At 64.2% G+C, this 15537-nt stretch carries 9 protein-coding genes; 1 reads left to right on the forward strand and 8 read right to left on the reverse strand.

The window, feature by feature from the left end; translation table 11 throughout:
- Positions 1–64 precede the first annotated feature (64 nt).
- Both IVA98_RS22395 and IVA98_RS22400 read right to left on the reverse strand, forming a co-directional pair.
- A complete protein-coding gene (locus tag IVA98_RS22395; protein ID WP_247334420.1) occupies positions 65–2308 on the reverse strand; it encodes a DUF1522 domain-containing protein in 2244 nt (747 codons plus the stop codon).
- Between the two features lie 311 nt (positions 2309–2619).
- Complete coding sequence (locus tag IVA98_RS22400) at positions 2620–4863, reverse strand: DUF1522 domain-containing protein (protein WP_247300115.1); 2244 nt, start codon at positions 4861–4863, stop codon at positions 2620–2622.
- Between the two features lie 324 nt (positions 4864–5187).
- Here IVA98_RS22400 and flbT point away from each other — a divergent pair, with 324 nt between their 5' ends.
- On the forward strand, positions 5188–5625 hold the full coding sequence (flbT, locus tag IVA98_RS22405; RefSeq protein WP_247300117.1) for a flagellar biosynthesis repressor FlbT: 438 nt from the start codon (positions 5188–5190) through the stop codon (positions 5623–5625).
- A gap of 72 nt (positions 5626–5697) precedes the next feature.
- Here the strand turns inward: flbT and IVA98_RS22410 are convergent, their stop codons facing one another.
- The 6 genes from IVA98_RS22410 to IVA98_RS22435 all read right to left on the reverse strand — a co-directional run bounded on the left by IVA98_RS22410 (position 5698) and on the right by IVA98_RS22435 (position 15367).
- On the reverse strand, positions 5698–7194 hold the full coding sequence (locus IVA98_RS22410; RefSeq protein WP_247355522.1) for a pyridoxal phosphate-dependent decarboxylase family protein: 1497 nt from the start codon (positions 7192–7194) through the stop codon (positions 5698–5700).
- Positions 7191–8414 (reverse strand): ATP-grasp domain-containing protein, encoded by a 1224-nt coding sequence (locus IVA98_RS22415; protein ID WP_247355523.1) that lies wholly within the window; start codon positions 8412–8414, stop codon positions 7191–7193. The genes IVA98_RS22410 and IVA98_RS22415 overlap by 4 nt, the downstream gene beginning before the upstream one ends.
- 10 nt (positions 8415–8424) lie before the next feature.
- Positions 8425–9210, reverse strand: a complete 786-nt coding sequence (locus tag IVA98_RS22420; RefSeq protein WP_247355524.1) for a hypothetical protein — start codon at positions 9208–9210, stop codon at positions 8425–8427.
- A 72-nt stretch (positions 9211–9282) separates the two neighbouring features.
- Positions 9283–11166: a flagellar protein gene (locus IVA98_RS22425; RefSeq protein ID WP_247355525.1), complete on the reverse strand. Its 1884-nt coding sequence runs from the start codon at positions 11164–11166 to the stop codon at positions 9283–9285.
- A 21-nt stretch (positions 11167–11187) separates the two neighbouring features.
- Positions 11188–13071: a flagellar hook-associated protein FlgK gene (gene flgK / locus IVA98_RS22430; protein ID WP_247355526.1), complete on the reverse strand. Its 1884-nt coding sequence runs from the start codon at positions 13069–13071 to the stop codon at positions 11188–11190.
- Positions 13072–13105: 34 nt separating this feature from the next.
- Positions 13106–15367 carry a flagellar hook-basal body complex protein gene (locus IVA98_RS22435; RefSeq protein ID WP_247278680.1) on the reverse strand — a complete coding sequence of 754 codons (2262 nt, stop codon included), beginning with the start codon at positions 15365–15367 and terminating at the stop codon, positions 13106–13108.
- Positions 15368–15537 lie beyond the last annotated feature (170 nt).

The raw sequence follows: 15537 nt of genomic DNA on the forward strand, positions 1-15537 counted from the left end.
AACGAAAAAAGCGGCGGGGCCGAAGCCCCGCCGCCGGTTTTAGTTCCGTGATTTCAGTCGCTTATTAGCGAAGCAGCTGGAGCACGCTCTGCTGCGACTGGTTGGCGAGCGACAGCGCCGAGACTGCGATCGACTGGCGGGTCGACAGCGCCTGGCTGTTGGCCGCTTCCTCGTTGGTATCGGCCAGCGTCAGGTTGGACGAGCCGGTCTGGAGCACGTTGATCAGGTTCTTGTTGAAGTCCTGACGCACCTGCACGACCGAGAGGTTCGAACCGAGCGTCGAGGCTTCCGAACGCAGCGTGCTCGAGGCTGCGTTCAGCTTGGCCAGGACCCTGTTGGTCGCGGAGTTGTCGATGAAATCGACACCCTGCACCAGGCCAGCCAAACCCAGACCCTTCGAGTTGAAGGTCACGCCGGTGATGTTCAGGCTCGATTTACCGGTCTCGTCGAACACCAGCTTGAGTTGATCGCCGTTCAAGAGGTTCACGCCGTTGAAGGAGGAGTCCACCGACGTCGTGTCGATCTGCGACATGATGTTGTTGTACTGGGCAACCAGGTTCGAGCGGGTGGCCTGGGCAACTGCGTCGACGATCGGGGTCGTCGCGTTCGTCCAAGTCAAGGCTGTCGTGATCGTGCCGCCGATCGCACCGCCCGCGATGACGGATCCGATCGTCGAGGACGCATAGTCGTTGGTCGCAGACACAGTGAGCAAGCCGTTGGCATCGATCGTGGCCGTCAGGTTGTTGGCCTGAAGCTGCGTGTTGAGCTGATCGAGCGTCTTGACCGTGCCGCCGGTACCATCACCGAACGTGACGTTGACCGCCGTGCCGCCATTGAAGGAGGAGAAGGTCAAGGTCTTGCCCGAGATGCCACCCGACGCCGCGGCGCGGCTCGCCGCGAAGGCAGTGCCGGTGCCGGTGGAGCCAGTCAGGCCGAGCGCGGACAATGCGTTGCCCGAACCTGTGATCGACAGGTCCGCGTTCGCACCGGTCGAGAGGTTGAGCGCACCGGCCACGATCGACGAGTTCTTGGCGCCTGCGGTCGTCTGCAGAGCACCGGAAGCACCCGCCGTCTTGACGGTCTGCACACCGGTCGCGAGATCGATGGCATTCAGAATGTCGTTGACGTTGCCGGCCTGAAGGTAAACGGTCGAGTTGCCGTTTCCATCCGTGACCAAATTGCCGACCTGGGTGGAACCCGTTGCGACGGTGGTGGGCGTCTTCGCGTTCGAGAACGTGATCGTCTTACCGTCCACGTTCAGCGTCGATCCGTCCTGGATCAGGGTCCCGAGCGTGGTCGAAGCGGTCGAACGCGCCTGGGTGACGGTGACCTGGCCGCTGCCGGCCGCGCCCGTCAGGCCGAGGGCCTTCAGAAGGTCGGACCGGCCGGTGATGCTGAGGTCAGCGCCGGTACCCGTGTTCAGGGTAACCTTGCCGGCGGCGATGCTGTTAGCAGTGCCGCCGCCGCTCAGGGTAGCAGCGCCACTGGCGATCGAGACCGTCTGAGCTCCGCTGGCAATGTCGATGGCATTCAGCAGGTCCTGCGCAGTACCCGTCGCAGCCGTAGCGCCAAGATAGACGGTCGAGTTACCGTTACCGTCCGTGAGGACATTGCCGACGGTGCCGGATCCCGACGGGATATTCGTCCCGGTCGGAACGTCCGCGGCCTTGAAAGTGATCGTGTGGCCATCGACGGTCAGCGTTTCGCCATCGGTAGGTGCCGCGTTGGCAGCGATGGTCGTCGCACCGGCGGTACCGGCCAGCTTCAAGGCGCCGCTGAAGGCGGTCGTACCGTCGCCGGCAACTGCAGCCGAGCCGGTCAGCGCAGCCGAGACACCGCCGAGCGTCGTCGTTCCGCTCGCAACGGTCGCGCCGCCGGCAGCGCCGGAGAACAGCACGTTGGAGAGCGCGGTCGTGCTGGTGTAGGTCGTGGTGCCGCGCAGGTCGGACGAGGTCGCACCCGCGATCGTGGTCGAGACGTTGGACTTGGTCGAATAGCCGACCGTGGTCTGCAGCGCCTGGTTGGCGATCGACTTCGCGGAGTCCAGCAGCTTCTGCAGCGAGGTGATGCCGGTGTTGGCGGCCTGCAGCACCTGCACGCCGTTGGCGATGCCATCGAGCAGGTTGTTGATGTCGCTGGCGCGGTTGTCGAGCGACTGGGCGGTGAAGAAGTTGGTGGGGTTGTCGAGCGCCGAGTTCACCTTCTTGCCGGTCGACAAACGCGACTGGGTGGTGGCGAGGAGGTCGGCGGTGGACTGGAGGGAGAGCAGGTTCTGACGAACCGACGCAGAGAGAACAATACCGGACATAACTCTTACCCTTCTGGTTTACGCGTCTTCGTTCGATCGCTTCGGATCGAGTGACGGGCACAGCCTGCGCGGTCATGGCTAACAAAGGGTGAAACGAGCCTTGCCCACATAAGCGTCGGTTCACCATAAACTGGCGAGCGGCGCCACGCGGTCGGGCAATCAGACTGAAATCGTTGGCGATTCTCTGCGCTTACGCTCCATTAACCATAACCGACGGTTACAGAGCGCTGTGTTTCGAAGCCGAACGCCAACAAAGAAAGCGGCGGAGCCGAAGCCCCGCCGCCATGACTTGATTGCGATGTCAGCCGCTATTAGCGAAGCAGCTGGAGCACGCTCTGCTGCGACTGGTTGGCGAGCGACAGCGCCGAGACCGCGATCGACTGGCGGGTCGACAGCGCCTGGCTGTTGGCCGCCTCCTCGTTGGTATCGGCCAGCGTCAGGTTGGACGAACCGGTCTGGAGCACGTTGATCAGGTTCTTGTTGAAATCCTGACGCACCTGCACGACCGAGAGGTTCGAACCGAGCGTCGAGGCTTCCGAACGCAGCGTGCTCGACGCCGTGTTCAGCTTGGTCAGCACCTTGTTGGTCGCGGCGTTGTCGATGAAGTCGGTGCCCTGCACCAGACCAGCCAGACCCAGACCCTTCGAGTTGAAGGTCACGCCGGTGATGCTGAGGTTGGACTTGCCGGTCTCGTCGAACACCAGCTTGAGCTGATCGCCGTTGAGCAGGTTGACACCGTTGAACGACGCGTCCAGCGACGTCGTGTCGATCTGAGTCATGATGTTGTTGTACTGGGACACCAGGTTGGTACGGGTGGCCTGGGCAACAGCATCAGCAACCGGCGCGGTCGCGTTCGACCAAGTCAGAGTCGAAGTGATCGTGCCGCCGATCGTGCCACCAGCGGCGGCAGATCCGATCGTCGAGGACGCATAGTCGTTGGTCGCAGACACAGTGAGCAGGCCGTTGGCATCGATCGTGGCCGTCAGGTTGTTGGCCTGAAGCTGCGTGTTGAGCTGATCGAGCGTCTTGACCGTGCCGCCGGTACCATCACCGAACGTGACGTTGACCGCCGTGCCGCCATTGAAGGAGGAGAAGGTCAAGGTCTTGCCCGAGATGCCACCCGACGCCGCGGACCGGCTCGCCGTGAAGGCGGTGCCCGTGCCGGTGGAGCCAGTCAGCCCGAGCGCGGACAGCGCATTCTTGGTGCCGGTGATCGACAGGTCCGCGTTCGCACCGGTCGAGAGGTTGAGCGCACCGGCCACGATCGACGAGTTCTTGGCGCCTGCGGTCGTCTGCAGAGCACCGGAAGCACCCGCCGTCTTGACGGTCTGCACACCGGTCGCGAGATCGATGGCATTCAGAATGTCGTTGACGTTGCCGGCCTGAAGGTAAACGGTCGAGTTGCCGTTTCCATCCGTGACCAAATTGCCGACCTGGGTGGAACCCGTTGCGACGGTGGTGGGCGTCTTCGCGTTCGAGAACGTGATCGTCTTACCGTCCACGTTCAGCGTCGATCCGTCCTGGATCAGGGTCCCGAGCGTGGTCGAAGCGGTCGAACGCGCCTGGGTGACGGTGACCTGGCCGCTGCCGGCCGCGCCCGTCAGGCCGAGGGCCTTCAGAAGGTCGGACCGGCCGGTGATGCTGAGGTCAGCGCCGGTACCCGTGTTCAGGGTAACCTTGCCGGCGGCGATGCTGTTAGCAGTGCCGCCGCCGCTCAGGGTAGCAGCGCCACTGGCGATCGAGACCGTCTGAGCTCCGCTGGCAATGTCGATGGCATTCAGCAGGTCCTGCGCAGTACCCGTCGCAGCCGTAGCGCCAAGATAGACGGTCGAGTTACCGTTACCGTCCGTGAGGACATTGCCGACGGTGCCGGATCCCGACGGGATATTCGTCCCGGTCGGAACGTCCGCGGCCTTGAAAGTGATCGTGTGGCCATCGACGGTCAGCGTTTCGCCATCGGTAGGTGCCGCGTTGGCAGCGATGGTCGTCGCACCGGCGGTACCGGCCAGCTTCAAGGCGCCGCTGAAGGCGGTCGTACCGTCGCCGGCAACTGCAGCCGAGCCGGTCAGCGCAGCCGAGACACCGCCGAGCGTCGTCGTTCCGCTCGCAACGGTCGCGCCGCCGGCAGCGCCGGAGAACAGCACGTTGGAGAGCGCGGTCGTGCTGGTGTAGGTCGTGGTGCCGCGCAGGTCGGACGAGGTCGCACCCGCGATCGTGGTCGAGACGTTGGACTTGGTCGAATAGCCGACCGTGGTCTGCAGCGCCTGGTTGGCGATCGACTTCGCGGAGTCCAGCAGCTTCTGCAGCGAGGTGATGCCGGTGTTGGCGGCCTGCAGCACCTGCACGCCGTTGGCGATGCCATCGAGCAGGTTGTTGATGTCGCTGGCGCGGTTGTCGAGCGACTGGGCGGTGAAGAAGTTGGTGGGGTTGTCGAGCGCCGAGTTCACCTTCTTGCCGGTCGACAAACGCGACTGGGTGGTGGCGAGGAGGTCGGCGGTGGACTGGAGGGAGAGCAGGTTCTGACGAACCGAGGAGGAGAGAACGATACCGGACATACTGTTACCTTTCTGGTAGCTACGCGTCCTGTCTGACCGAGATTGATCAAACGACCGGCGGACGGTGCCTCCGAGCCTCTAACAATCCGTGAAATGAAACCTCGGGTTTGTCCGCGTCGCGCGCAAAATGCCCTCGGGCGAACTTTCAAACCTCGTCCTTGTCATCGCGCACAGTATTGACATCATTCGGCTTTTTCGCGCAGAGGTCGGTGTTTACGACCCGTTAACCACATTCGGCAAGGATTGGACCCAATCAGAGCCGGCAGCCGCCATTGAGTGGGCGCGCGCGCCACTCGGTTACAAAAGCGTTGATGGAGAACAGGCATGGCCCTCAAGGTCGAGCTCAGACCGCACGAACGCATCATCGTCGGTAACTGCGTGATTACCAACACCGACCAGCGCGCCCGCCTCCTAATCGATGGCGACAACGTGCCGATCCTGCGCGAGCGCGACATCCTCACGCCGGAGACCGCAAATACGCCCGCCAAGCTGGTCTATCTGGCGGTGCAGCTCATGTACATCTCGCCGGATCCGCAGACCCAGCACGGCACCTATTTCAACCTCGTCCGCGACATCGTCACCGCGGTGCCGAGCGCCTGGCCGATCATCGAGGGCATCAACAACAACATCATGAGCGGCGATCTCTATCGGGCACTGAAGGAAGCCCGCAAGCTGATCGCCTACGAAGACAAGCTGCGTGAGCAGTTCGAGGCCACCCATCCCAAGGACGAGGTCAAGGGCGAGGTCAGCTCGGCCGCCTGAGCGCTTCGCAACATCTGAAGCAAAAACGCCCCGGACCAGGTCCGGGGCGTTTTGTTTTGAAGGTTCCTGATGCTACTGCGCCGTGAGCGGCGGCGCCTCCACCTCGATCACGCCGCCACTGCGCCGAGCGCCGAACTCCAGCACGGCCGCGACCAGCGCATCGATGTCCCTCTCATCGGTGCGGTGATTGACGATCGCGGCACGGATCGCAAACCTGCCATCAAGCGTCGTGCTCGACGGTGCCGCGACGCCCGACTCCTGGATGTCGGCGACGATCTCGCGATTGACCGCGTCATCGGCGCGATAGCGGAAGCAGACGATGTTGAGATTGACCGGCGCCAGCAATTCCAGCCGCGGCTCGGCCAGGATGCGCGCCTCCAAATATTTTGCGAGCGCGCAGCTTCGCGCGATCACCGCACCGAGCCGATCGGTGCCGAACGTCTTCAGAGTGAACCAGGTCTTCAGCGCACGGAAGCCGCGCGACAGATCAGGTCCGAGATCGCAGGGCCAGACCGCACCCGCCGCAAGTCCCCTCGCCTCCCGGCGCAGATAGGCCGCGGGCTGCGCAAACGCCTGCCGATGCTGCTCGCCGTCGCGCACCAGCAGGAAGCCGGCGTCATAAGGCACTTGTCCCCATTTGTGGAAGTCGAGCGCAATGGAATCCGCGAGCTCGATGCCGCCAAGCAGCGGTGCGAGCTCGGGTGACATGATCGCGAGCGCTCCGAAAGCACCGTCAACGTGAAACCAGATCCCCTCCTCGCGGCACAGCTCCGCGACGGCCTTGAGATCGTCGATCGCGCCGACATCGACCGTGCCGGCCGATGCGACCACCAGGAACGGCTTGAATCCGACTTCGCGATCAACAGCGATCTGCGCGCGCAGCGCGGCAACATCGATGCGATGATCGGCATCGACACCGATCTTGCGTAGCGCGTCCGTACCGAGCCCGGCAATGTCCATCGCCCGCGGGATGCAGCCATGTGCGGCGTGCGACGTATAGGCCGTGAGCAGCGCGCCGTCATTGCCGATACCATGCTGGCGCGCGAGCGCGCCGAGCGCGTTCGTACGTGCCACTAGCACCGCCATCAGATTGGCCATCGACGTGCCCGTGACGAAGATGCCGCTCGCGTCGTCCGGAAACGCCAACAGGCGGCGCATCCACGCGACGATCTGGCGCTCAACCTCGATCGGCATGTGGTCGCGTCCGCCAAGATTGGCATTGAGGCCGGCTGCGAGCATCTCCGCGAGCATGCCGACCGCCGTGCCACCACCATGGACCCAGCCCATGAAGCCCGGATGGACGTTGCCGGTCGCATAGGGCGCGACATGCTCGGCAAAATCGCGATAGACATCGGGGAGGCCGCTCGCCTGGCGCGGCACGTCGGCCTTGAATGCCGCGCGGACCTCGTCGGGGATCGGCTGCCAGACCGGACGCGCCCGAATGTTGGCGACGCCGTCGATCGCCTCGTCCAGCATGCGATGGGCCAGCGCGCGAAACTCGCTCCAGTCCTGCGGATCGAGTGATGTGTGGGTGACCGAGCCGGGCGTGTTGCGGATGATCTCGTTCATGCTGCGCTCTCCTTGCCCGCGCATGCATGCCGCGACAGCATCGCCGTGAACGCCGCAAATATCTTGCGCATCTGCGGCGGCTTGTAGGGAAACACGACCGGCGAATCCATGTTGTGCACGACGGCGGTGTTGTCGGCTTCGAAGACCAGGAGCTCACGGTCCTGGTTCTCGGCGCAATCGACGATGAAATAGTCGAGCCCGACGCGTCTGCTCATCTCCTCGAGCGCGCTCCTGTGGCGCACCGCGAAGGTGTGGTCGAAGTCGAGCATGAAGATGGCCTCCTCGGCCCGCTTCTCCTCGCTGAATGCCATGTAGGCGTTGAGATACCAGATGTCCCAGCGATCGGCGATCGCCATGTGGCAAGCGTAAGGCTTGCCGTCGATCATGGCGAGGCGATATTTGCGATAGAGCCCGTCGGGGCTGACATAGTCAACGAAGCGTGCGACGAAGAAGTCCTCCTCCTGCCGTTCGCCGAGATAGGCCGATAGCGCCGCCGCATCAGCGAGCTTGGCGAGCCCGACGCCGGCATGCGAGCCGCACGGTCGCGCGATCATCGGAAAGTGCAATTCTTCCGCGATGGAATTGCAGGCGATCCGCCCCAGCGCGAGCTCCGACAATTGCGCGCGCGTGGCGTGGACGGTCGCGGGAATGTCGAGGCCGGGCACACCCGTCAGCAGCCGGTACAGCTTGTCGCGATCGAGGTTGCCGATGAGATCGGGGCGATTGAGCAGCGGCCGCGGCCAATGTGGCGCGGCCTTCTCGATCAGCGCGAGCGCGTCCCGGCATTCCTCGGAATCGGATGCAACCACGATGGCGACGTCGTGCTCGGGCAAGTTCTCCGGCAGACCGACGCCCTTGACCACATAGAGCGTCAACAGCTCGATGTCGGACCCTTCGAGCAGGAAGTCGATCGGCGTGTTGCCGCCCATGTCGATGTCGGCTGCAAGCGCGAGCACGCGCAAGCCCGGCTTCGGGGCAGCGCTGGGCGTACGAAACAACTGATGGAAGGTCAGCACCTCCGACTGGATCGCAAGCCCTGCCTCCTTGTCGCCAAGAAGCTGGACGATCAGCGACAGATCCAGGCCTTCGCCCGCCTGCGCCGTCCCCTCTCTGATCCGGACCACGAGCTGGTCGCGCAACGGCTGCAAATCGACACCTTCGAAAGCCTGGCGCGTCAGCTGCGCAAAGCCGATACGGTCGGCGTACGCGCCGGCGCTCATCCCGAAAGGCTCACGCCGCATGGGCCGCCGCCGCTGTGGGCGCCGGCGCGAATTGCGAGGCGATATCGCCGTGGAACACCGACGGTCCAACGTGATCGAGCGAACTCTGGATGTCGGCCCAGATCTCGCCGCCGATGTCGGTCCAGCGCTTGCAGAAGGCGAAGTCCTCGGACAGATACGTTCCGGTCGCTGGATCGATCATGCATTCGAACAGCGCGAACCGGTTCAGGCTCGCCGCCAGCGTATCGTGCGAATGCTCGCGGAAGAATTGCAAGTTGGCGTAGTCGGGGTGGCGGCACATCGCTTCCAGCACGTGGCGCCGGATCATCAGGAAGCCGGTGCCGGCATAGCGCACGCGGGTGAAGCCGTTGACGACCACGATGCACTCGGGATCCTCGATCTCCAGCACGTAATCGAGCGCAGCCGGCGGCACGTCAGCGCGGCCGACCTCAATTGCGCGCTTCGCCTTGTCCCAGTTGACCCGCTTGATCGGATAGCAGCCGGCCACGAGGTCGGCGCCGCATTCGATCAGCCGGAACACCTGCTCCGGCTTGAAGCCGATGTCGGCATCGATGAAAAGGAAATGCGTCGCCTTGGGATCATCCAGGAACAGTGCGACCAGATTGGCCCGCGCGCGCGTGATCAGCGCGTCGCCGTCGCGCAAATGCACCTTGAGCTCGAGATTGGACATGCCGTGGACGGCGCGCTGGAGCGCGAAGATCGAGCTCGCATAGATGCTCGACACCTGCCCGCCGAAGCATGGCGTGGCCACCACCAGTTGCATCTTGTCTGACATCCCCAGCTCCGCCCCCGCTCCAATCCTCACCAAGAGGTAAAGAGGCATGGTTAACGGCGTCTTAACGCGTCCTTACAGGAACTTGACGAGCGAGAGCTGCGCCAGGTTCGAGGTCACCTGGTAGGACGCCTGGAGCGCATTCTGCAGCGCCAGGATCTCGCTCGCGACCTGGTCCGGCGAGGCTGATTCCGCCTGGTCGATGATGGTCTGGAGCTGCGCCTTGGCCTGGGTCTGGCGCGTGGACGCATCCTTCATCGTGTTCTGGGCCATCGCGATGTCAGTCTGGATGTCCTCGATGCGCTGCTGCCCGGGCTGCTGGGTCAGCGCCTGCGTCACCCGCAGGCTCAGCGCGGAAACCTGCCCGCCCGAATATTGGCCGGTTGGCGAGGTCGAGAAGGTCCCGAACACCGCGATCGCCTGCAATTGCCGGCGGATCGCATCCTCATTCGCCTGGGCGCCATATTGCACCGTCACGGCATCGTCGACCCGCGCCATCGCGGTTGAGCGCGGCGAGCCCGGCCCGTCGTTGCCCAAGTACCATTTCACTGTATTGGCCGAGCCGTTCACCAGCGTGGTCGCCGAACTCGCCGGCGACGAGCCGACGCGCAGCGGCGGTTGCGTGGCGGTCACGGGCGTCGAATTGAAACCGAGCGAACTCAGCGCGCCCGTATTCGAGCTCGTGATGCTGAGGCTCGCCGCATCGTCGGTGTTGATCGTGATCGAGCCGCCATGGACGGTCGAGGGCTTCGACGTCCCCGTGATCTGGTCGATCCTGCTCAAGAGGGTCTGGATGCTATCGGTGGAGTTGAGCTGGTTGCCGGTCGCGCCGGAAGCGACAAAGGTCAGCGTGGTGCCGTTGACGGTGATGGTGTCGCCGGCGACGAAGCCCGGCGAGATCGAGTCCGAGGGGCTCGCGCCGGACAGTGCCGTCGCGCCGGAGACAGGGGCCGGCGGCGTCGCCTGGTTATTGACGGGCGCGCCGATTGCAGAGCTCGCGCTGTTGAAGAAGTTGTCGCCGGCGACGACCGCGGATGCCGCCACCAGCGAGGTGTTGGCGAGCTTGGTGATCGCGGTGTTCAGCGCCGTGTTGAGGTTCGCGGCCGTGTTGTTCGGATTGACGGGGACGCTTGCATCGATCGCGAAGTTGCCGAGCGGGGTCGGCGTCGCCGTCGAGGCGGTCAGGTCGATCTGCTCGGTCGTGCCGTCCGGCAGGGTGAACTGGACGCTCAGCTTGTCGCCGTTGTTCGGGTTGACGCCGTTGAGATCGACCGAGAACGACACCGGCGAGCCGCTCGGGCCGGTGACGGTCGCACCGGTCAACGTCGAGGAGACCGACTTGATCTTGAGCCCGAACGGTGACCCGGCGGCGTCTTCCGCGACTTGCACCGAACTCGGCGTCGGCTGCGTCTGCACCAGACGGCCCATGCCGTTGGCGCCGAGGTCGGCGGCTTGGCGCTCCGCCATGACGGTCTTGAACCCCGCCTGCGTCGTGGTGCCGTTGATGATGTCGCCGGCATCGGCGACCGATTGGGTGTTGACGGCCGTTCCGGAGAACAGATAGCGGCTGCCGGTCTGCGTGTTGAGAACGCCGACCATTGAGCCGAACTGGGCGGCCGCGGTGTTCTGCGCGACCGTCTGGCCGTTGACGTTGAGATCCTGCGCGGTAGAGGCCGAGCCCGTCTGCACCGTGCTGCGGATCTTCGTCAGCGACTGCAGGGCGGTATTGGCGAGGTTGATGCTGACATTGACGTTGGTGATCGTGTCGGTATAGGCGGCGATGTTGGAGAGCTGCGCGCGCCCGGCGATCGCAAAACCCTCGTTGGTGCCCATGCCGGAATAGTTCTGCGACAGCTTGCCGGTCGAAAGCTGCGTCGACAGGTCGGTGAGCTGCTGATTGATGTTGCGGATCTGCGAGCCCAGAACCGACGACGAGTAGTTGATGCTGCTGATCGACATGTTTCAGAGCCCTGTTACTTGTTAGCCTTGAGCCTGGAGCAACGTGTTCATCATGCTCTGCACCACCGACATGACGTGGGCGTTGGCGGCATAGGCATTCTGAAGCTGGATCAGGTTCGACATCTCCGAGTCCAGGTTGACGCTGGAGGTCGAGTTGAATTTGGCCTGGAGCGTCGAGACCACGACGCTCTGGCCCTGCTGGAGCTGGGTCGCCTGGGTCGCGGCATTGGCCTGCACGCTCAGGAACTGCTGGAGGTAATTCGAAACGCTGCCGGTGAAGGGCTGGTTCGCCGAGCCGAGCCCGCTCTGCGGCGAATAGGAGAACACCGCATTGGTGAGCTGGGAGTAGAGATAGTCCGAACGCGTGGTATCGCCCGCGGGCGTCACCGGCGAGGTGTTGTAGACCGACAGCCGGGTCGGATCGGAAACCAGCTGCGTGTTCACGGCGATGCGCCCGGCAAGGCCGGTCATCTGCGAACCCGACGCGGTGATCGCGCCGGTGTAGAGCGCCTGGCCGCCGTCGGTGAACAGCGGCAGTTGCGGGTTGCCCGAGGTCAGCGACGAGATCGTCTTGGTGGTCGAGGCCGAATTGACCTTGGCAAGGCCGGTGTTGTCGTCGGCTAGCCGCAGCGTCGTGGCCGTCGCCGGCGACGGGGCGGCGGCGAACGACAGATGCGTGGCTGATAGCGCGGTGTTGAGCGCAGAGGCGATCGCGCCCATGCCGCCGGCGAAGTTGATGCCGATCCGCATCGGATTGGCATTCGTCGCGTTCTGCAGCGGCAACGCGGCCGGATCAGTCACGTTGACCAGCGTAATCTGGCGCTGCGTGTTGGTGGTCGTGTCCGTGTAGGCGATGTTGACGGTGTTGCCCGGCACCGCACCGGCGAGGTCGAGATCGAATCCGGCCGGCGGACCGGAGACCGTGCTGCCGGCCGTGGTTTTGTCGGACAGCGCGCTCGACATCGTGGCGGCGAGCTGGTCGATCTGGTTCTGCGCCTGCACCAGCGTCTGGTCGCGCAGCTTCAGGTCAGCCGCGATCTGGCCGGAAGACACCACGTTGTTGGCGACGACGTCGAGCTGCGAGCCGTTCGGCAGCTTGATGTTGAACGCGCCGACGCCAGACTTGGCCGGATCGATGTTGTAGAGCGAGGTCGCCGACAGCGCGCCGGCGGACGCAAAGGAGAATTCCGAGGCGAGCCCGGCGCCGACGAGCTGAATCCCGGTCGTGGTGTAGATGTTGGCCTGGTTCGAGCCGTCGGTGGTGACGCGGACGTCGACATATTTCGACAGCGTGTTGATGGCCTGGTCGCGCTGGTCCATCAGCGTCGCCGCCGAGGGATCGTTGGCCGACAGGCCCTGGAGCCTGGTGTTGATATCGGCGATCTGCCGCATCGCCGCGTTGGCGGCTTGCGCCGAAGTGCCGAGATCCTGCTCGACGTTGGAGCGCAGCGACTGGATGCCTTTGGTCGTGACGTTGAGCTGCTGTGCCAGCGCCTGGGCCGCGCCGAGGGCCACGGTCTGCGCCGACGACGCGCCCGAGCTTGTCGACAGCGCCTGCAGCGCCGTGGTGAAATTGTTCAGCGCAGTTTCGAGCGTGCCGGAATTGCCGGGCGTGCCATAGACATTCTGAAGCTGCTTCAGGATGTTGGCCATCTGGTCGGCGTAGCCGCTGCCGCCGGTCTCGGTCCGTAGCTGGTTCAGCACGTAGCTGTCGAGCTCGCGGCTGACACCGGTGGTCATCGCCGTCGAGCCGAAGTCGCCGGTGGTTACCTCGATCTGGTTCGGCGTCTGGACGACGTAACCCGGCGTCTGCGAATTTGCGACGTTCGAGGAGACGATCGAGAGCGCGGCCTGGTTGGCACGCAGACCGCTCATCGCACTGGCGAGGGCCGAACTCAAACCCATGTTACTAGCCGCCTTTGGTTAGGTTACGCGCCGATCAGCGCAACACGTTCAAAAGGTCCTGCACCATCGAATTCGCGGTCGTGATCACCTTGGTGTTGGCCGAATAGGCCTGCTGGGTCACGATCAGCTTGGTGAATTCGTCGGCGATGTCGGTGTTGGATCCCTCCAGCGACGAGCCGCTGATGGTGCCCGAAGCGCCATCGATGGCGTCTCCCGACTGTTCAGTCGCGGCATAAGCGCCGCCGTCGAGCGCCTTCAGATAGTTTGTGCCGTTGAAATGCGATAGCTGGACCTGAGCGAGGTTGAGGTTCTGGCCGTTCGAGAAGGTTCCGACCACGATGCCATTGTTGTTGACGGCAACCGAGCGGAGCTGACCGGCGGAATAGCCGTTCTGGGTGATGGTGTTGATGGTCACCGCGCCGCTCGTGCTGGCATATTGCGTTAGCCCGCCCGAGGAGATGTTGAAGGCGACGGAGCCGAGCGACTGGCCGCTCACGCTGACATTGTTGATGGTGATGCCCGAGCCGCTCGGCGAGGTCAGCGAGCCGTCCGAGGCAAAAGTGAAGGCCTGGCCGGTATTGACCCAGCCGACCGTCGTGCCGGTCGCATTCGGGTCGGTCTGGTAGAACAGGTTCCAGGTATCGGAATGGCCCGCGCCCAACGAAGCGCTGTCGGTCTTGGCCCAGCGCAATTGCAGATTCACCGGCGTGCCGGCGGCGTTGTAGGCGGTCACGGCACCGCCGCTGATCGATTCCTTGGTGAAGGTGGCGATGTCGTTGCCGATCACACCGCCGGTGCCGGCGGTGCCGCCGCCGTCGCGATTCTTGGTGATGGTCGAGGTGAAGCCGAGCGCGGCAAAGGCCGCGCTGTTCGAGCTCGACACTGTGAGATTAGAGACGGTGCCGGTATTCAGCGTGATCACGCCACCGCTGCTCACCGACGACCCCGACCCGCCGGAGAGTGCATCGATCTTGCCGAGCAGGGTCGTGATGTTGTCGGTGATGTTGATCTGGTTCGGGCCCGAGGCACCCGAGGCGACGAAGGTCAGCGTCTGACCGTTGACGGTGATCGTGTCGGCGGGCGGGCCTGCGGAAAAACCCGACGAGAGCACTTGGGCGCCGCCGGCGGTCGCCGTGCCGCTCAGCACCGTTGAGCCCGAGATCGCGGGCGAGGACAGCACGTTTCCGCCGCGCGTCACGCTGCTGATGCCGAGCGCGGTGGCTGCCGTGCCGCTGCCCACCGCCACGTCGGTGCCGGTACCGCTGGAGATCACGATGTTGCCGCTGGCGGAGAGGGACGCCGTGACACCGGCGCCGCCGGCGGTCTGGATCGCGTTCAGGATGTCCGCCACCGTAGCCGTCGTACCCGCACCGAGACCGATCGTGGTGTTGCTGCCGACCGTCGAGACCGTCGTGCCGGCGTTGAAGGTGACCGTGTTGCCGTTAATGGTCAGCGTCTGGCCGCTCAGCGCGGTGAGAATGCTAGAGGCGAGATGCGTACCTACCGTGTTGTCGAGGGACGTGGTGGTCGAAGCCACGGCGGACGAATTGTTCTGAAGCGCAACCGTACCCGTGCCCGTGGTCGACGAGTAGGGCGAGCGGACGTTGCCGGTCGCCGCCGCGCCGGAGACCTTTGCGTTGGCATAGGGTGCGGGCGGTGTGCCGACGGGCAACGGATTGGCGGCGAAGTCGGATGGGTTCAGTCCACCAGCGGCCAGCAGCGTGCCCGTCGCCGCCGTCGTGCTCGCCACCGTGTTCGGCTGCGTCGGCAGGTTCGCGGCGTACTGGATCGAGGTGGTCGCCTGCGCCGGAATGAAATTGTTCTGGAATTGCAGGACGGTCGCCACGTTGCCCTGCGGATTGCCCGTCTTCGGGTCGACCGTGACGCCCATCAGGTAATAACCGGCGCCATTGACCAGATTGCCGTTGGCATTGAGCTGGAAGTCGCCACGCCTGGTGTAGTAGGTGACGCCGCTGAACACCGGTACGTTGTCGACGACGCCGGTCGCCTTCTGGATCGAGAAGAAACCGTCGCCGGTGATTGCCATGTTGGTGGCGACGGTGGACGACGAGATCGTTCCCTGCGTCGTGATGGTGGCCTTGGCGTTGGCCGTCACGCCGCCTGCGACCTGCTTGCTCGGCACGGACGAGTCGGGAATGAGATCGACGAAGCTGGTGCCGATGCCCTTGTAACCGGTGGTCGATGAGTTCGCGATGTTCCCGGAAATGTTCTGAAGCGCGAACGACTGCGCCTGCAGGCCACCCACCGAGGTGTTCATTGCATCGAAGATACCCATAACTTTGTCTCCAAATCCGATCCCGGCGGCCGGTCGAGCCTGGCCGCAGTCGGAGGAGACAGTCGCAAAGGCTATGCCAATGCAGGTATCTTCAGGAAATCAACGACTTAAATGAACATGCCCCAGTCGGATGACCGGGGCACAATTGCCGGGCCGGCAACAATTGCCGG

The organism is Bradyrhizobium sp. 160, assembly GCF_023073735.1.
Classification (GTDB): domain Bacteria; phylum Pseudomonadota; class Alphaproteobacteria; order Rhizobiales; family Xanthobacteraceae; genus Bradyrhizobium.

Bases quoted from the DNA above. Each gene is read 5' to 3' on its own strand.
- IVA98_RS22395 (WP_247334420.1), bottom strand. From the start codon at position 2,308: ATGTCCGGTATTGTTCTCTCTGCGTCGGTTCGTCAGAACCTGCTCTCC.
- IVA98_RS22400 (WP_247300115.1), bottom strand. From the start codon at position 4,863: ATGTCCGGTATCGTTCTCTCCTCCTCGGTTCGTCAGAACCTGCTCTCC.
- flbT (WP_247300117.1), top strand. From the start codon at position 5,188: ATGGCCCTCAAGGTCGAGCTCAGACCGCACGAACGCATCATCGTCGGT.
- IVA98_RS22410 (WP_247355522.1), bottom strand. From the start codon at position 7,194: ATGAACGAGATCATCCGCAACACGCCCGGCTCGGTCACCCACACATCA.
- IVA98_RS22415 (WP_247355523.1), bottom strand. From the start codon at position 8,414: ATGAGCGCCGGCGCGTACGCCGACCGTATCGGCTTTGCGCAGCTGACG.
- IVA98_RS22420 (WP_247355524.1), bottom strand. From the start codon at position 9,210: ATGTCAGACAAGATGCAACTGGTGGTGGCCACGCCATGCTTCGGCGGG.
- IVA98_RS22425 (WP_247355525.1), bottom strand. From the start codon at position 11,166: ATGTCGATCAGCAGCATCAACTACTCGTCGTCGGTTCTGGGCTCGCAG.
- flgK (WP_247355526.1), bottom strand. From the start codon at position 13,071: ATGGGTTTGAGTTCGGCCCTCGCCAGTGCGATGAGCGGTCTGCGTGCC.
- IVA98_RS22435 (WP_247278680.1), bottom strand. From the start codon at position 15,367: ATGGGTATCTTCGATGCAATGAACACCTCGGTGGGTGGCCTGCAGGCG.